Here is a 17,124-nt window from a genome sequence, read left to right as displayed (position 1 = left end):
TTGGGAAGTAAAACAAATTCAATACTGAAAATAGATTTCCGTTGCTCCATAACCATATCTCGGATGATATTGGTTGATGAAGGTTTTTACTTCTTTTTTTGTTTTTAATATATCATGAATTTCATCACGCAGCTTACCGCTGCCAACACCATGAATAACTGTAAAAGAGGGGAGATGGTGCGCCAATGCCAGTTCATACCATTTCTCAAACTCTTTTAATTGAAGCGTAAGAATTTCAAAGTTGCTTAAATGCTGCCAGTCATCTGAAAGCTTTTCCATGTGCAGGTCAACCACACTGCGGGCGGGTTCTAAATGTTCACGAATCCTTTCGGCCTGGTAAAGTTTATTTTTCTTAAGAATATTTGGTGTGAGCTCTACGCTTTCTTCAATAGCTTTTTCAGGATAAACATCAAACAGTTTAAAATTAATGGAAGGCTCATTTTTATCTTTCATTTCTTCAATGCGCTGAAAAAGTTGCTTTGGTTTTAACTTGATGGATGTTTCATAATATTCAGCTTTATTTTTTTCAGGTGTTATTAAACTGAACTCAAAATTGAAGAAAGGATTATCATTAAAATCGCTGAAAGGTATATCATGCAGGTAGAAATCATTACGCATTAATATATCACCTTTCAGTTCAAACTCTTCGTTACCAAAAAAGCCTTGTATGTATTGAAATTTATAACCTATGGTATTTTTATTAATGAGATATAACTTAAACAATTCTACCACCTCATCACCAAATTCATCCATAGTAAATTTTGGAATAAAAGAAAGCCAAACGCCTTCTTCCCTTACCGTTTGCTGTACCTGTTTTTTCTCTTTTGGAATGTCGTCAATATATTTTTTGGCCGGCTTTTTTGCAGGTGTATTTCTCTTGCTTGTGAAGCGTTTAAAATAAGGAAAGTCAACCTGGTCTGTGTAAACAGGAAAGCGAACGCCGCGTACCTCTACCAGCAACATTTTGTTATTGATGATCTCTGCTACTTTTCCTTCTTCGTTAGTGTGTAAAATAATTATATCGTCTCCGGGCTGGTATTTCACAATCAAATCTTCTTAATTAAAAATTAGCCAGTACATCTGCAAGGTGCAATACTTTAAGGTTAACCTGTTTGTTTTTAATGCATCCGTCAATATGCATAAGGCAGCTCATATCGGTGCTGATAATATATTCTGCATTTGTTTCTATGGCATTAGTAATTTTTTGATCGGCCATTGCAATACTGATGGGTTCAAATTTAACGGCAAATGAACCGCCGAAACCGCAACAGGTTTCCACATCATTCATCTCAACCAGTTGCAAACCTTTTACGTTTTTTAAAAGCGTACGCGGCTCCTGCTTTATGTGACATTCACGCAGGGCGGCGCAGCTATCGTGGTAAGTTGCTGTGGCATTAAAACTTGCATTAAAATCAGTGTAGTGTAAAACATTTACGAGAAAATCGCTGAACTCGTAAATGCGCTTCTTTATATCTTCCACTTCTGCTTGCTGTATTGTATTTTCAAAAAGTTTTTCGTAATAATTTTTTACAAAGCCAACACAGCTTGCGCTTGGGCCAACAATGTAATCATTGCCACTAAAGTCTTTTAAAAATTTTTTGCAAACATCTTTTGATTCGCCCCAAAAACCCGCATTAAAACCGGCCTGCCCGCAACAGGTTTGATTAGTATTGTAAGAGACATTGCAACCTGCTTTCTCCAATACTTTTACCATATTAAATCCAACGGAAGGATATAGCTGATCAATAAAACATGGTATAAAAATCTGAACATTCATTTCAAAAATAAGTTTGCTGAATAGCGATTCATCAGTACAAGGGAGTGACACAACCGTGCTCAATGATTGTTATGTCGCTGATAACAAAATTACTTCTTTAATTTTCGGTTGAAGGCGATCATTTTAATGGCTGTTATTGCTGCTTCTTCACCTTTATTGCCGTGGATACCGCCAACACGCTCCAGTGCCTGCTGCTCATCATTTACAGTAAGTACGCCGAAGATGGAAGGTATATCCAGTATCATATTTAAGGAAAGAATGCCATCTGAAACAAATTTGCACACATAATCAAAGTGGGGCGTATCGCCGCGTATCACCGTGCCCAATGCTATAAAGGCATTTGCTTTTTGTTGCCCGCTTTCTGCATAAGCTTTTATAGCAAAAGGTATTTCTACAGCGCCGGGAACCACCAGTGTTTTGCAGGCAATATTTTGCTGCCGCAATAATTGAATGGCGCCTTTTTCAAGCTTGTCAACAATGTGATTGTTCCATTCGGTTTTTACTATAATTATAAAGGCATCCTTTAATTTGGGGATGCCTTTGTTTAATGTTTTATTTCCCTTTGATGCCATTATTTCGTACTAAAATCGTTTGGAATTATACTTAAACGATAAATATATTTATCGGCAGCAAAACCCCTGTTGGTGTTTGGAAATTTTTCTTTAAGTTCCTTATATAAATTCAAAGCTTCATTGGTTTTGCCTAATGTTTCAAGCTTTAATGCTGCACGGAATAAATATTCACTGCTCATGGCGGCATCATCTGTAAACTCGGCAGCAGCTTTTTTGTAAGAAGCAACAGCCTCATCATTTTTATTCAGCTCGCTGTAAGCATCGCCCAATGCGCCGTAAGCCATCATCTGGATTTGTTTGGCGCTTGTAGTAAAGCCTGAAAGGTTATCAACGGCTTTATTGAAATCGCCTGTTTTTAAATAGCATAAGCCAGCATAATATTTTGCAAGCTTACCTGTTTTTGTTGAACCGTAATTATTCATTATATAAATAAAGCCGCGGTTATATTGGTCGCCGTTTAATGCGAGCTTTAAAGAATCTTCGCGAAAATACTGCTCTGCTTTCCACATAGCATTTTGCGCTTCTGCTTCTTTGGGCGCAACAACATAATTCTGATAGGCAAACCATCCGCCGGCAATAACCACTATAGCAATAATAACAGCGATTATGGGTTTTTGATTGCGAAACCAAAACCGCTCCAGGTTAAAAGATGCATCTCCCGTTTTTGCCTCATGCACATGCGCTTCAGCCATAAAAATATTAAGTATTAAAATTTAAAATAAAAAAGCAAACCGTTAGTCAATTATAAAAGGATAATTTTTATCAGTATAAACATCCCTCAGTACTTCGCTGTCTTCAGGCCATGGGCTTTCTTCGGCAAATTTTACTGATTCTTCCACTATGCCGTTTATGCGTTCGTCAATAGCTTTTATCTCTTCGTCAGAAGCGAACTTATTGTCTTTGATTGTTTTTAAAACAAGCAAAATAGGGTCTTTGCCTTTGTAATCTTCAAGTTCTTCTTTTGTTCTGTATTTACCGGGATCAGAAATAGAGTGGCCTTTGTAACGATAGGTTTTCATTTCCAGCAGGGTAGGGCCGCCTTTTTCCCTTGCTCTTTTTACCGCCCTTGCAATGGCTTCATGCACCGCTTCGGCGCTCATGCCATCAACTTTGTCGCCGGGCATTTCATAAGCATCAGCCAGTTTATAAATATCAACAACATTTGAGGTGCGCTCAATAGATGTGCCCATTGCATAATTGTTATTTTCACAAATAAATACAACAGGTATCTTCCACAACATGGCAAGATTGAATGTTTCATGCAAAACACCCTGCCTGGCAGCGCCATCGCCAAAAAAGCAAAGCACTACATTATCAGTGCCTTTATAGGCTTCGGCAAAAGCAATACCGGCGCCAACACCAATCTGTCCGCCCACTATGCCATGACCGCCATAAAAGAAATGTTCCTTGCTGAAAAAGTGCATACTGCCGCCTTTGCCTTTTGCAAGGCCTGTTGCTTTTCCATACAATTCAGCCATACAGGCATTGGCACTGGCGCCTTTGGCCAAAGCCAGTCCATGATCGCGGTAAGCAGTAATAAAAATATCTTCCTGCCGTGTGGCTGTCATGCAACCGGCGGCAATGGCTTCCTGCCCAACATAAGCATGAAAGAAGCCACGGATTTTACCGGCCATCTTATACATTTCTTCAGCCTTAAGCTCAAACTGGCGTATGAGTTGCATTAACTCATACCAATATAAATAAGTCTCTTTAGTAAATTTTACAGGCACGCAGCTAAAATTTAGGCCGCAAATATAAGCGCAAACGGTAAATAAGCCATAGTGTTTTGCAACTGAAACATAATTTTACCATTACCGTTTACTTAAAACATTTGCGCCTTAACATGCATGTATATTTGCAATGCATGAAAAAACTTTCCACGCAGCAAATACTGGCGCTGGTAAAAAAAGATATTTTGCTTGAAACCCGCCAGCAATACACGTTTTATGGCGTGCTGTTGTATGTGGCTTCTACCGTATTTGTTGTATATCTTACAAACGGGCAGCCTGAGGATCAAACATGGAATGCTTTATTCTGGATTGTGCAGTTATTTGTTTCGGTGAATGCGGTGGCTAAAAGTTTTTTACAGGACAGTAAGGGCCGCATGTTATATTATTATACTATTTCCGGCCCTGTTAATTTTATCATTGGTAAAATAATTTTTAATGCAATGATCATGCTCGTCATGAGCCTGCTTACTTTATTAATCTTTACACTGCTCTTAGGCAACCCGGTTATTCATTTTTTTCAGTTTGTGATCATAAGTTTTATAGGTGGCGTAGGTTTAGGGCTTGTTTTTACATTTTTGGCGGCTATTGCAGCCAAAGCGCAGCAACAATCTGCATTAATGGCTATTATGGGTTTTCCTATCGTAATTCCGCAGTTATTATTGTTGGGAAAAATTTCATCAAAGGTTTTTAGCGATGCTTTGCAAGGCGGCTGGTGGCAAATGGTTTTACTGCTTATCAGCCTTGATGTTTTAATTGTACTGCTTTCAATAATATTGTTTCCTTTTTTATGGAAGGATTAATTATTAAATAATAATTGATAATTATAAAATAAAAAGCCGCTTCAAATGAAGCGGCTTAATTTTTTAAAGCGATTGCTTTTAACCTAAGTACGATTTGAGCGAGCTACTATAACGTGCTTTTTGTAAACGTTTGATAGCTCTTTCCTTAATCTGGCGAATGCGTTCTTTTGTAAGATCATACTTCATGCCTATTTGCTCAATGGTTACACCATTTTCGCCTTCAAGGCCAAAATATGCGTTAACAATTTCTGCTTCACGCGGGCTAAGTGATTTCAATACACGCTTGATTTCTTCACGCAAAGAATCTTTCATCACATCTTCATCCGTATCATCGCTGCCTTCCAGTAAATCGCCCATAGCTACATCTTCAGCTTCGTGCACGGGTGCATCCAGTGAAGTGTGGCGGGTGTTGCTCTGAAAGATGTTGTTGATCTCGGTTTCGCTCATTTCGAGAATCTCACTTAACTCTTCGGTTGAAGGTTCGCGCTCATGTTCCTGCTCAAAAGCCATATAGGCTTTATTTGCTTTGTTATAGGTGCCAATTTTGTTTTGAGGCAGGCGGACTAATCTTCCCTGCTCTGCCAACGCCTGTAAAATGGACTGGCGAATCCACCATACGGCGTATGAAATGAATTTAAAACCCTTGGTTTCATCGAAACGCTGGGCTGCTTTTATCAAACCGAGGTTACCCTCGTTGATCAGGTCGCTAAGGCTAAGGCCCTGGTGCTGGTACTGCTTAGCAACAGATACCACGAAACGTAAATTGGCCTGCACGAGTTTATCCAGTGCTCTCTGGTCACCCATCTTGATCCTTTGTGCCAGTGTAGTTTCCTCTTCGGGAGTGATCATCGGAATTTTAGAAATTTCCTGCAGATACTTTTCAACGGCCTGGGAATCACGGTTGGTGATTTGGGTAGCGATTTTTAGCTGCCTCATATATGTTGTCCTTTGTTATTAATACAAGTTATACGCAAAAAGGATGCTTATTGTTAGTTAAAGTTACTAAAAATAAAATGCGGGCTGCAAAATTACAACTTTTCGCCGGGATTTATTTTCCAAATGTGAATATTTCACACAGAAATTGTTAATAAGACAATTAATGATGCAATAAATCTGAACTTACTTGCTCAGGTACATACTTTTCTCTTTATACAGTTGCCTGAAATAAGGATCGCGTAAATCTTTTATAAAACGGATTGCCTCGCCGGTGCTTTTCATTTCAGGGCCAAGCTCTTTATTAACATTTGGGAATTTATTAAAGCTGAAAACAGGTTCTTTAATAGCGAAACCATCAAGCTTCTTTTCAAAAGCTAAATCTTTCAGCTTTGCTTCGCCCAGCATAACTTTTGTGGCTACATTCAGGTAAGGAATCTGGTAAGCCTTTGCAATAAACGGCGTTGTGCGGCTGGCCCTGGGATTGGCTTCAATCACAAAAACCTTGTTGTCTTTAATTGCAAACTGTATATTGATAAGCCCGCGGATGTCCAGGGCCCGTGCAATTTTTTCTGCATAATATTCCATCGTCGTTACAACCAGGGGCGTAAGATTGAAGGCTGGCAGAACGGCATTGCTGTCACCGCTGTGAATGCCTGCAGGTTCAATGTGTTCCATTACACCCATTACGTGAAAAGTTTCACCATCGAAAATGCCGTCTATTTCCGCTTCCTGGCAACGGTCGAGAAAGTGATCAATTAATATTTTATTATTAGGTATGTGTTTTAATAAGCTTACAACGGCTTTTTCCAGTTCTTCATCATTAATTACGATGCGCATGCGCTGGCCACCCAAAACATAACTCGGGCGCACCAAAACAGGGTAACCCACCTGGTTGGCCACTTCAATGGCTTCATCGGCGGTATAGGCTGTGCCATATTGCGGGTAGGGAATATCAAGCTCTTTCAGGAGGTCGCTGAAACGGCCGCGGTCTTCAGCAATATCCATATTGTCGAAAGAAGTACCGATAATTTTAATGCCTTTTTCATGCAGCCTTTTCGCCAGTTTCAAAGCTGTTTGGCCGCCGAGCTGTACAATGACGCCGTCCGGCTTTTCCAGTTCAATTATTTCCCATAAATGTTCCCAGTAAACAGGCTCGAAGTAAAGTTTATCGGCCATGTCAAAATCTGTAGAAACCGTTTCTGGGTTGCAGTTCACCATTATGGCTTCATAACCGCATTCTTTAATAGCAAGCAGGCCATGCACGCAGCAATAGTCAAATTCAATGCCTTGACCAATTCTGTTGGGGCCGCTGCCAAGAACAATAATTTTTTTCTTTTTGGATGGGACTGATTCGTTGTGAGTAAGCTTTTGATTCATTACAGGTAAATTGCGCAAATGTAATGTGTGGTGGTTAGCTTGCAAAACATAAAAATGTTAAGGCAGATAATATGGGTAAAAAAAGTGCAGGAATAATTTTATTCAGAAGAAAAAATAATTCCCTGGAAATAATGCTGGTGCATCCCGGCGGCCCTTTTTGGGCAAAAAAAGATGCAGGCGCCTGGTCAATACCCAAAGGGGAGTTAGATGAAGGAGAAGATGCTTTGAAGGCAGCGAAAAGAGAATTTGAAGAAGAAACCGGTAAAAAGATTTCAGTGAAAGATTTTGTTGAATTATCATCGGTGAAAAATAAAAGCGGCAAAATCGTTTATGCTTTTGCTGCAGAACAGGATTTTGATACAGCAAATATTACCAGCAATTTAATTTGGGTTGACTGGCCGCCGCGTTCCGGCAAACGCATAGAAGTGCCGGAAGTTGACAGGGCTGAATGGTTTGATGCGGTCACGGCAAAGGAAAAAATTCTTGCTTACCAGGTGCCATTGATTGAAGAGCTTGTAAAAAGATTTTGGGTTTATGATTTTACACGCATAAAAAAAACGCTCCCTGTTTTGGAGCGTTTTTTATTATTCTAACTGAACTTTTTTTACCAGAACCTTACATAAATCGCCGTAATCAATATAAGTGTAATAACAATCATGGTTAAAACACGTGGCGATACTTTAAACATACCTCTTTCAATATTAATGGCCTGCGGATTTACTTTAGGCCCGGCCAAACTAATTGCTACCATTACCAAAACCGTAAATAAACCAGACCATCCCATACATACGAGGAACGGAATTTCCCATGTAGTAATGCCTTCTTTAATAATGGGAAAGGCTGTATATAATAATGTTTCGTGACCAAACCATTCCGCAGCATAATTATTAAAGATCACTGAAGTAATAAAGCCCACCAGTATGCCCGCAACTGCTGCTGCGCCAGTGGTCCTTTTCCAGAACATACCCAGCAGGAACATTGCGAGGATGCCGGGGCTTATAAAGCCGGTATATTTCTGAATGAATGTGAAACCGCCTTCGCCACCAATACCCAACGTATCATTCCAGGTAAGCATAAGGCCAAGAAGCATAGCAACCACAATGGCGAGCTTGCCTATTACCACAAGCTGTTTTTCGGTTGCATCTTTTCCCATATATTTTTTATAGATGTCCAGCGTAAAAATGGTGGAAATACTGTTTGCCTTGCCAGCCAGCGAAGCCACAATAGCTGCCGTAAGTGCGGCTACGGACAAACCTCTTAACCCAGTAGGTAAAAAGGCGAGCACAGATGAGTAAGCTTTGTCTTTTATCTGGTAAAGGTTTTCAGGCGCTACATTGGGGGTAAGCCCTGTCATGGATACGCCATTTTTGTAAAGCACATAAGCGGCAATACCAGGAAGCATAACGATGATCGGCATCATTATTTTCAGCATACCGGCAAATAAAATACCTGTACGGGCCGTATTAAGATCGGCACCCAGTGCACGCTGTGTAATGTATTGATTACATCCCCAGTAATTAAGGTTTACGATCCATTGGCCGAGAAAGTACATAGAAATGCCCGGCAGGATTACGTAACGCTGAATATCATATTGGGAGCTTTCCGCAGTGGGCTTATCAAATATCATGTGGAAATGATCCGGTGCATCTTTCATTAAGGTAGAAAAACCGTTGGCCACGCCGGTGCCATCGCCAACATGATGACTTACCTGCTGCAATGCAAAATAAATGGTTGCCAAACCGCCTATAATTAATACAGCTACCTGTATTACATCTGTAAACCCAATTACCTTCATGCCACCCAATGTAATAAGGAGTGCGAAGAAGGCAAGGCCAATCATAATCGGGTGCAGATATTCCGGGCCTACAAGGCCGCTTATAGCCACAGCACCGAGATATAAAATTGAAGTAAGGTTTACCAGTATATAAAGGAACAGCCAAAACACCGTCATGATTAATGACACCGTATTATTATACCGCATCTTAAGAAATTGCGGCATGGTATATATCTTATTCTTAAGATAGATAGGCATAAACCACACAGCAATAATAATAAGTGCAATGGCAGCAACCCATTCATAACAAGCTACCGCTACACCGGCAAAGAAGCCATCGCCGCTCATCCCCACAAATTGTTCGGCAGAAATATTGGAAGCAATTAAAGAAGCGCCGATTGCCCACCACGTTAAAGAACCCTCGGCCAGGAAGAATGCTTTTGAATCATGTTCTTTGCTTTTGCGGCGGCGATAAATCCAATACCCATACGATGCTACAATTATAAAATACAGGATAAATACTAAGTAGTCTTGCGTTACAAGCTTGTTCATGTATCGTTAGTTTAATGTTTTGTTTGAAATAATGCAGCAGGGTATAAATAATTAAAAGTAGCCAATGGTTCTTGCGTTATAACAGGTAAAAAATATGCAGCGTTATTTATAATATGCTTCACTCCAGCGCAACTCGTTTTTAAGGCTATAAAGATTAGTATTCTTGTTTATTAAAACAAATTCAATATTTGCCATAGCCGCAAAATCTTCCAGATGCTCGCTTGTTAAGTTTTGGCTATAGCATGTGTGATGTGCACCGCCTGCATATATCCATGCTGCGCAACCGGTTTTCATATCGGGCATTGGTTTCCATAAAACCCTTGCCACAGGCAGCTTTGGCAGCTTATGTTTGGGCTTAACAGCTTCTACTGTATTCACCAGCATCCTGAAGCGGTTGCCCATATCAATAATTGATGCATTTAATGCAGCACCACCGTTTACATCGAATACAAGGCGCACAGGGTCTGCCTTGCCGCCAATACCAAGCGGATGAATTTCGCAGGAAGGTTTTTTGTTGGCGATAGATGGACAAATCTCCAGCATGTGCGAACCCAATACCATCTCGTTGCCTTTTTCAAAATGATAGGTATAATCTTCCATGAAACTATTGCCACCTTTTAAACCATGCGCCATAACTTTCATGGCACGAACCAATGCTACTGTTTTCCAGTCGCCTTCACCTGCAAAGCCATAGCCTTCGTTCATTAAACGTTGTGCCGCAATGCCCGGCAATTGCAACATGCCATGCAGATCTTCAAACGTATCAGTAAAGCCTTTAAAATTATTGGCTTCCATAAACGTTTTTAATCCCAGCTCAATTCTTGCCGCATCTTTTAAAGACTTACGTTGCTTACCTTTCTTTTGCAAGGCATCAGCTAAAACATAACTGTCTTCATATTCCTCTATCAGCCTGTTCACATCGGCATCGCTTATGCTGTTGATTACAGCAACAAGATCGCCAATGCCATAGGTATTTACAGAAAACCCGAATTTATATTCTGCTTCCACTTTATCACCATCTGTAACGGCAACATAACGCATATTATCGCCAAGGCGTAAGAATTTAGCGCCCTGCCAGTCGTGCCAGCCTGCAGCAGCACGGCTCCATGTTTCAATACTTTTTAAAGTGTCTTCATCCTGCCAATAACCTACCACTACTTTTCTTTCCATGCGCAGGCGGCTTACCATAAAGCCAAATTCACGGTCGCCATGTGCGCTTTGGTTCAGGTTCATAAAATCCATGTCAATCGAATTCCACGGAATATTACGATTGAATTGTGTGTGCAAATGCAGCAAGGGCTTTTGTAAAATCTTCAGGCCGTTGATCCACATTTTGGCGGGAGAGAAGGTGTGCATCCATGTAATAATCCCGATGCAGTTGGCTGATGCATTAACTTCTTTAATGGCCGCTGTTATTTCTTCAGGGGTTTTTACAGTTGGTTTTAAAACAACAGGAAAAGGAATTTGTTTTGATGCATTCATGCCGTTTACAATTTCCTGCGAGTGTTCGGCAACCTGTTTTAAAGTTTCTTCTCCATATAAATGCTGGCTGCCGGTAATAAACCATATCTCGAGGTTTTTTAAATCTATCATTGTTGTATTTATTATAGTTTGATTGTTCTATGTTAATTCTAAATCGTCAGACGAATTGCCAAACGTGAAAACTTCTAAGTTTGATTTTTGTTTGCAAACACGTTTATTATTCTATTCGTTTTTTAATTCTTAATGTTCGAATTTAATTTTGAATATCAAATTATTTTGCTATTACATTCACGTTTCACGATTGCCGGTTGACGTCAATCATTCCTGCCCGTAATAACTATTTGGCCCATGCTTTCTTTCAAAATGCTTGTTGATTAAAGCATCTTTCATGCGCAAAACATTTGCATGCACAGATTCTGTTATGAAAGCCATTTTTGCCAATTGTTCAAGAACTGCGCTGTTGTAAACCGCTTTTGCGGCAGTTTTAGCCCAGGTAAACGGCGCATGGTTGCCCACCAAAATCATTTCAACATCAGTATAACTTAAATTCTTTTCCTTTAATGCATTAATAATTTGAAAGCCTGTTTCATATTCATAGTCGCCTTTAATCATTTCATCGCTCATGGGCGCAGCACAAGGCACATCACTGGTTAAATGATCGGCATGCGTAGTGCCATACAATGGAATGTCGCGCAGGCTTTGCGCCCAGGCTGTCGCATACGTTGAGTGCGTATGCACAATGCCGTTTATCTTTTCCCAATGCTTATATAAAACGGCATGTGTAAGCGTATCGGATGAAGGACGGAGATTGCCTTCAACTGTTTTGCCGTCAAAATCAACAATCACCATTTTTTCGGGCGACAATTCTTCATACGGAACGCCACTCGGCTTGATGGCAAAAACGCCGAGACTTCTGTCTGCGGCGCTTACGTTACCAAAGGTGAACAAAACAAGGTTCAGTTTTGGTAACTGCATATTGGCTTCAAAAGCTTCCTGCTGTATGTGAATGTATTTGCTCATGTGGGATGAATATTTTTCGCTAATCGTGAATCGTCAAACGTGAAAATTTAATTGTTTGATTACTGTTTTTAAATGCGTTTGTTTTTTATCTCTTTATAAATTATATCCGAACAATATTGCAATTAAAATTGCCACGCTTTTACATTCACGTTTCACGATTGACGAACCACGCTAATCATTTCAACGTAATCAATGTTGCGCTCATTGGTGGAAGATTTATGCTTAACTCATTTCCGTTCTTTTTAAAATCAGAAAAAGCAGCAGGCTTTACTTTGTTTGGATTATCAAATGTATTGATGTCAGTAAAGTTTGCTGAAGTTAAAACCTGTCCTTCTGCTGTTTTAAATGCAGCCCCGTTAAAACTTGTATTGATTGTTATTTTATTCTTTGGGTCGATGTTTACCAATGTTATGTGAATAACGCCGTTGCTGTCTTTGGAGGCAGAGGCATTCACTGCAGGAATGCTTTCTTCGCCATATTTATAATCCGGGCTGAAGAAGCTAACCGGCAATAAAGTGGCATCCTGGTGGTATTTATAAAGATCGAAAATATAGTACGTTGGCGTAAGCACCATCTTCTCCTTTTGTGTTAGCACCAGCGCCTGCAATACATTTACGGTTTGGGCAAGGTTGGCCATGCGTATGCGGTCGCAATGTTTATTAAAAATATTTAAGGATGAGGCAGCAATCAAAGCATCGCGCAGGCTGTTTTGCTGGTAAAGGAAAGCGCCGTTTGTGCCAGGCTCAGGGTCTGTCCAGATGCCCCATTCGTCCACACATAAACTCACTTTTTTCTGCGGGTCATATTTATCCATAATGGCGCTATGCTTATTGATCAGGTCTTCAATATGCAGGCAGCTTTTTAGTCCTTTAAAATATTCTTCCTCATTAAAATTAGTGGCAGAACCTTTATGCTGCCAGTTATTTACAATCGTATAATAATGCATGGAATAGCCCCACATTTGATTAGGGCGCACATTTTTCATGCTTACTTCAGTCCAGTTATAATCATCAGCATTAGCGCCGCTCATAATCTTCTTTAAAGGAGCGCCGGGGTAATTCAAACAAAAAGCAGCATAACGTTTATACAGGTCAGCATAATATTCGGGCGTCATATCGCCGCCGCAGCCCCAGCTTTCATTTCCTACGCCCCAGAAAGCAACTTTATACGGATCGGCATGGCCATTAGCACGGCGCATATCGGCCAGGGCACTTTTGCCCCCGAAGTTGAGGTATTCAATCCAGTCAGACATTTGCTGCGGCGTGCCAGTGCCCACATTACCGGCTATATAAGGCTCGCAATTCAGCAGGTTGCATAACTGTAAAAATTCATCGGTGCCAAAGCTGTTATCTTCCGGAACCATGCCCCAGGTTGAGTTAATACGCAGCGGCCTTTTATCTTTCGGGCCAATGCCATCGCTCCAATGGTACCTGTCTGCAAAACAGCCGCCGGGCCAGCGCAGCAAAGGAATATTGATGGTCTTCAATGCACTCACAATATCCATTCTTATACGGCCTTGTTTCGGCACATTCATAGTGGAATCTTCCAGATAAAAGCCATCGTAAATACAGCGGCCGAGGTGTTCTGCAAAATGGCCGTAAATAAAGCGGCTGATCTTGTCTTTATCAGCCTTTGCATTTACCTGCATGCTTACAGTTTCCTGCGCAAAAGCAGCAATCGAGATACCAATAATAAAGAGCGTTGTGGTAAGTTTTTTCATCATAAAGCAAGGTTTGTTTATTATTTGTTTACGGTAAGATTTTCTATGGCTGCGCCGAATTGTTTGTATTGTGCATAGCGTTTATTATACAAGGCGGCCTTTGATTTATCAGGCACATATTCCGTTTCAAAGCCAAGCCCCATGGCGGCCATGGCATCTTCCACTTTATTATATAACCCCGCCGCTGTTGCAGCAAACATGGCTGCGCCTGCGGCGCAGGTTTGTTCACTTTTATGAATACGGATAGGCATCTGCATAATATCGGCCATCATCTGCATAATAAACGGAGATTTCCTGGCAACACCACCCATGCCTATCAAGCCTTTTACAGGTATTTTTTCTTCGATAAACCTTTCAACAATTGCCCTTGCACCAAAGCAGGTAGCTTCTGCCACCGCCCTGAACATGCGCGGTGCATCGCTGCCCAGGCTAAGACCGTAAAAGGCGCCTTCGAGCATCTGGTTGGCATCGGGTGTTCTCCTGCCGTTGAACCAGTCAACCGCTAATTCATCGTCTTCATTCACATCGAGTTGTGCGGCATGTTCTGATAAGGCTGCAATCAGTTTGTTTTCGCTTTCTTCAATTAATTTTTTTCTTGTATCAGCATCGATAATATCAGACTGGTTAAGGGTTTGTTTTAAAGGCCACATTAATAAATTCCTGAACCAGGCATAGGCATCACCAAAGGCTGACTGGCCGGCTTCCAGGCCCGTCATGCCGGGGATAACTGAGCCGGGCACCTGGCCACAAATACCTTTCACTAAAATATCCTGTGTTTCATTTTCCGGTGCCACAAGAATATCGCAGGTGGATGTACCCATTACTTTACTTAAATAGTAAGGTTCAATTTGCCCGCCAACAGCACCCATGTGTGCATCAAAAGCGCCAATGCCCACAACCACGCCGGTTGATAAACCAAGGCGCTCCGCCCATTCTTCTGAAAGCGTGCCTGCACTTTCCGATGCTGTATAAGCTTTATCAAAGAGCCTGGCCGTAAAGCCATCCAGCAATGGATCAAGGGCCTTAAAAAAATCATTCGGCGGAAAGCCTCCAAATTCTTTTGCAAATAAAGCTTTATGGCCGGCGGCGCAAATACTTCTTTTCATTAAAGCCACATCGGTACCGCCCGTTAAAAGAAATGGAATCCAATCACAGTGCTCTGCCAGCGAATATGCAGCATTTCTAATACTTTCATCTTCGCGCAAAACATGTAATAGTTTTGCCCAAAACCACTCTGAAGAATAAATACCGCCAACGTATTGCAGGTAGTTAATATCAAATTTTTTTGCATGCTCATTTATTTCAGCCGCCTCTTTTACGGCTGTATGGTCTTTCCATAAAATGAACATGGCGTTAGGGTTATTTTCAAATTCCGGTGTTAGCGCCAACGGCGTTCCTTTTTTATTTACCAGCACAGGGGAGGAGCCTGTTGTATCAACTGATATTGCCCTAATATTAGCTGCAATACCAGGGCCGGCCTGTTGCAGGCATTTTTTTATGGTTGTTTCAAGGCCTTCAACGTAGTCAAAGGGATGCTGCCTGAACTGGTTGACAGCGGCATTGCAAAACAACTGTTCTTTCCATCTTGGATAATAAAAAACAGCAGCGGCAACTTCTTCGCCGGTTGCTGCATCAACAATTATGGAGCGAACTGAATCTGTTCCATAATCAACCCCGATAACATAATTGGTATTCTTAGTCATATCGCAAGAGCTGCGTTAGATGGGCAAGATAGGAAATGATTTTTAATTGTCAAAATTACAATTAAAAATTATCAATCGTGAATCGTCAAACGTGAAAACTTCAAAACAAACTACTGCTGCAAAAACTTTGTTTCTTTAATTTTAATGTTTGAAACATGAATTCAGTTTTTCTCTTTAATTATCACGTTCCCACATTCACGTTTGACGATTCACGAAATACTCACCACCCACTATTTCACGCTCAGTTTATATTCTGTTACGTTATGATAAGTTTGGCCCGGTTCCAAAATAGTAGAAGGAAAATCAGGTTTGTTTGGCGAATCAGGAAAATGCTGCGTTTCCATACAAAGAGCCGTATTGGCCAACAACGGGTTGCCATCGTGGTTGGTGAATTTTCCATCTAAAAAATTACCGGTATAAAACTGCAAGCCAGGTTGTGTTGTATAAACTTCGAGCGTGCGGCCGCTTACAGAATCGCTTAGTGTTGCCACTTTCTGTAAAGAAGAATCTTTTTTGTTCAATACGAAGTTGTGATCGTAGCCGCCCGGTACTGCGCTAAAGTCCTGCCCGATTTTTTTAGCTGTTGTAAAATCAAATGGCGTTCCTTTCACCGCTTTTAATTCCCCGGTTGGTATCAATGTGGTATCAACCGGCGTATAACGATCAGCATCAATTTGAAGTGTATGGTCAAGAATTGTATTTTTTACACTTCCTGTTAAATTAAAATAGCTGTGATTGGTTAAGTTAACCGGCGTGGCCTTATCGGTTGTTGCCGTATAATCAATCTTTAAACCATCTTCATCACTCAAAGTATAAACAACAGTAACATCAAGATTGCCAGGATAGCCTTCTTCGCCATCTTTACTTACATATTTTAATGTAAGCGAAGGTTGTGTGGAATCGGGGACTGTGGCATCCCAAACCACTTTGTCGAAACCTTTTATGCCGCCATGCAAACTGTTAGGGCCGTTGTTGGCTGCCAGTTTATATGTTGTTCCGTTCAATGTAAATTGTGCGTTGCCAATGCGGTTGCCGTAGCGGCCAACCAATGCGCCAAAATAAGGAGGGTCTTGCCGGTAAGTGCTTAAGCTGTCAAAGCCAATAATAATGCTGCTTTTATTACCGTTTTTATCCAGTGAAACCCACGATGTGATGGTGCCGCCATAATTGCTGATTGTAACTACATCGCCTGCCTTGTTGGTAAGTGTGTACAGGTAAACCTGTTTACCGTCCACTTCGCCCCAGTCTTTTTTTGTTGTGCCCATAGTTGCTGAAGTTTCATGTTGTGTTTCATTGCAGGATGCAAATGCCATCGTTGCCATTATTAAACCTGCACCAAACAATTTTGTCATGTTTATTTTTTTGAAATGATGAATAAGACCTGCCTTCTTCTCTCTTTACTTGCAAAGAAAGATGCTGGCTTTGGAGAACATTATATAATTTATCAAAAAGTTCTGATCTTTTTAAGCGCTAATGCAAAACGCCGCTGCACTTTTACCGTTGCCTAACAAGCAATCAACTTATAAATTAAAACAATTTTAATGCCTGCATTTGCGCCGCTAATTAAATATATAAGCAGCAATGTGCTTCAACATTATGTTTCAATCTTTAATGCAAACATCTCAATTATTTTGAGAATTAAATAAAGTTATGTTTACTGCGACCAGGTTGTTTTGCAATT

General features: G+C 40.8%; 15 protein-coding genes. 2 read left to right on the top strand and 13 right to left on the bottom strand.

All coding sequences use genetic code 11. From position 1 onward, the window contains the following. Positions 1–18: 18 nt before the first annotated feature. From BM015_RS11740 to pdhA, 5 genes are all read right to left on the bottom strand, one after another. Positions 19–1,044 (bottom strand): Smr/MutS family protein, encoded by a 1,026-nt coding sequence (locus BM015_RS11740; protein ID WP_090658805.1) that lies wholly within the window; start codon positions 1,042–1,044, stop codon positions 19–21. Positions 1,045–1,060: 16 nt separating this feature from the next. Continuing rightward, positions 1,061–1,777, bottom strand: coding sequence for a (Fe-S)-binding protein (locus BM015_RS11735; RefSeq protein ID WP_090658559.1), 717 nt, complete (start codon positions 1,775–1,777; stop codon positions 1,061–1,063). Between the two features lie 89 nt (positions 1,778–1,866). Further along, positions 1,867–2,349 (bottom strand): 6,7-dimethyl-8-ribityllumazine synthase, encoded by a 483-nt coding sequence (gene ribH, locus BM015_RS11730; RefSeq protein ID WP_090658558.1) that lies wholly within the window; start codon positions 2,347–2,349, stop codon positions 1,867–1,869. Next, on the bottom strand, positions 2,349–3,041 hold the full coding sequence (locus BM015_RS11725) for a tetratricopeptide repeat protein (RefSeq protein WP_090658556.1): 693 nt from the start codon (positions 3,039–3,041) through the stop codon (positions 2,349–2,351). Before BM015_RS11725 ends, ribH begins: the two co-directional genes overlap by 1 nt. A gap of 42 nt (positions 3,042–3,083) precedes the next feature. Continuing rightward, positions 3,084–4,079 (bottom strand): pyruvate dehydrogenase (acetyl-transferring) E1 component subunit alpha, encoded by a 996-nt coding sequence (pdhA, locus tag BM015_RS11720; protein ID WP_090658555.1) that lies wholly within the window; start codon positions 4,077–4,079, stop codon positions 3,084–3,086. A 134-nt stretch (positions 4,080–4,213) separates the two neighbouring features. On the opposite strand from pdhA, the gene BM015_RS11715 reads away from it, so the two are divergent. Beyond that, positions 4,214–4,879: a heme exporter protein CcmB gene (locus tag BM015_RS11715; protein WP_090658803.1), complete on the top strand. Its 666-nt coding sequence runs from the start codon at positions 4,214–4,216 to the stop codon at positions 4,877–4,879. A 78-nt stretch (positions 4,880–4,957) separates the two neighbouring features. Here the strand turns inward: BM015_RS11715 and BM015_RS11710 are convergent, their stop codons facing one another. Both BM015_RS11710 and BM015_RS11705 read right to left on the bottom strand, forming a co-directional pair. Beyond that, the gene (locus tag BM015_RS11710; RefSeq protein WP_090658553.1) at positions 4,958–5,815 is read right to left on the bottom strand and encodes a sigma-70 family RNA polymerase sigma factor; all 858 of its coding nucleotides are present in this window, start codon (positions 5,813–5,815) and stop codon (positions 4,958–4,960) included. A 183-nt stretch (positions 5,816–5,998) separates the two neighbouring features. Next, positions 5,999–7,192: a carbamoyl phosphate synthase preATP-grasp domain-containing protein gene (locus tag BM015_RS11705; RefSeq protein ID WP_090658551.1), complete on the bottom strand. Its 1,194-nt coding sequence runs from the start codon at positions 7,190–7,192 to the stop codon at positions 5,999–6,001. Between the two features lie 71 nt (positions 7,193–7,263). Between BM015_RS11705 and BM015_RS11700 the strand changes: the two genes are divergently transcribed. Beyond that, positions 7,264–7,785: an NUDIX hydrolase gene (locus tag BM015_RS11700; RefSeq protein WP_090658549.1), complete on the top strand. Its 522-nt coding sequence runs from the start codon at positions 7,264–7,266 to the stop codon at positions 7,783–7,785. Between the two features lie 11 nt (positions 7,786–7,796). Here BM015_RS11700 and BM015_RS11695 read toward each other — a convergent pair whose 3' ends face one another. The 6 genes from BM015_RS11695 to BM015_RS11670 all read right to left on the bottom strand — a co-directional run bounded on the left by BM015_RS11695 (position 7,797) and on the right by BM015_RS11670 (position 16,795). Continuing rightward, on the bottom strand, positions 7,797–9,518 hold the full coding sequence (locus BM015_RS11695) for a sodium:solute symporter family transporter (RefSeq protein ID WP_090658547.1): 1,722 nt from the start codon (positions 9,516–9,518) through the stop codon (positions 7,797–7,799). A gap of 102 nt (positions 9,519–9,620) precedes the next feature. Beyond that, positions 9,621–11,111 carry an L-arabinose isomerase gene (gene araA / locus BM015_RS11690; protein ID WP_090658545.1) on the bottom strand — a complete coding sequence of 497 codons (1,491 nt, stop codon included), beginning with the start codon at positions 11,109–11,111 and terminating at the stop codon, positions 9,621–9,623. A gap of 207 nt (positions 11,112–11,318) precedes the next feature. Further along, positions 11,319–12,020 carry an L-ribulose-5-phosphate 4-epimerase AraD gene (gene araD / locus BM015_RS11685; RefSeq protein WP_090658543.1) on the bottom strand — a complete coding sequence of 234 codons (702 nt, stop codon included), beginning with the start codon at positions 12,018–12,020 and terminating at the stop codon, positions 11,319–11,321. Positions 12,021–12,195: 175 nt separating this feature from the next. After that, positions 12,196–13,743, bottom strand: a complete 1,548-nt coding sequence (locus BM015_RS11680; RefSeq protein ID WP_317040535.1) for an alpha-N-arabinofuranosidase — start codon at positions 13,741–13,743, stop codon at positions 12,196–12,198. A 17-nt stretch (positions 13,744–13,760) separates the two neighbouring features. Beyond that, positions 13,761–15,443 (bottom strand): ribulokinase, encoded by a 1,683-nt coding sequence (locus tag BM015_RS11675; protein ID WP_090658538.1) that lies wholly within the window; start codon positions 15,441–15,443, stop codon positions 13,761–13,763. A gap of 230 nt (positions 15,444–15,673) precedes the next feature. Beyond that, positions 15,674–16,795: an aldose epimerase family protein gene (locus BM015_RS11670; protein WP_090658536.1), complete on the bottom strand. Its 1,122-nt coding sequence runs from the start codon at positions 16,793–16,795 to the stop codon at positions 15,674–15,676. Positions 16,796–17,124: the final 329 nt, after the last annotated feature.

Source organism: Parafilimonas terrae, assembly GCF_900115755.1.
GTDB lineage: Bacteria > Bacteroidota > Bacteroidia > Chitinophagales > Chitinophagaceae > Parafilimonas > Parafilimonas terrae.
The sequence above is the reverse complement of the archived record's forward strand: the minus strand, read 5'-3'. Positions and strand labels throughout refer to the sequence as shown.

What these genes read in the sequence shown, in the direction of transcription:
- BM015_RS11735 (WP_090658559.1), bottom strand. Translation starts at nt 1,777, where the DNA reads ATGAATGTTCAGATTTTTATACCATGTTTTATTGATCAGCTATATCCT.
- ribH (WP_090658558.1), bottom strand. Translation starts at nt 2,349, where the DNA reads ATGGCATCAAAGGGAAATAAAACATTAAACAAAGGCATCCCCAAATTA.
- BM015_RS11725 (WP_090658556.1), bottom strand. Translation starts at nt 3,041, where the DNA reads ATGGCTGAAGCGCATGTGCATGAGGCAAAAACGGGAGATGCATCTTTT.
- BM015_RS11715 (WP_090658803.1), top strand. Translation starts at nt 4,214, where the DNA reads ATGAAAAAACTTTCCACGCAGCAAATACTGGCGCTGGTAAAAAAAGAT.
- BM015_RS11710 (WP_090658553.1), bottom strand. Translation starts at nt 5,815, where the DNA reads ATGAGGCAGCTAAAAATCGCTACCCAAATCACCAACCGTGATTCCCAG.
- BM015_RS11705 (WP_090658551.1), bottom strand. Translation starts at nt 7,192, where the DNA reads ATGAATCAAAAGCTTACTCACAACGAATCAGTCCCATCCAAAAAGAAA.
- BM015_RS11700 (WP_090658549.1), top strand. Translation starts at nt 7,264, where the DNA reads ATGGGTAAAAAAAGTGCAGGAATAATTTTATTCAGAAGAAAAAATAAT.
- BM015_RS11695 (WP_090658547.1), bottom strand. Translation starts at nt 9,518, where the DNA reads ATGAACAAGCTTGTAACGCAAGACTACTTAGTATTTATCCTGTATTTT.
- araA (WP_090658545.1), bottom strand. Translation starts at nt 11,111, where the DNA reads ATGATAGATTTAAAAAACCTCGAGATATGGTTTATTACCGGCAGCCAG.
- araD (WP_090658543.1), bottom strand. Translation starts at nt 12,020, where the DNA reads ATGAGCAAATACATTCACATACAGCAGGAAGCTTTTGAAGCCAATATG.
- BM015_RS11680 (WP_317040535.1), bottom strand. Translation starts at nt 13,743, where the DNA reads ATGATGAAAAAACTTACCACAACGCTCTTTATTATTGGTATCTCGATT.
- BM015_RS11675 (WP_090658538.1), bottom strand. Translation starts at nt 15,443, where the DNA reads ATGACTAAGAATACCAATTATGTTATCGGGGTTGATTATGGAACAGAT.
- BM015_RS11670 (WP_090658536.1), bottom strand. Translation starts at nt 16,795, where the DNA reads ATGACAAAATTGTTTGGTGCAGGTTTAATAATGGCAACGATGGCATTT.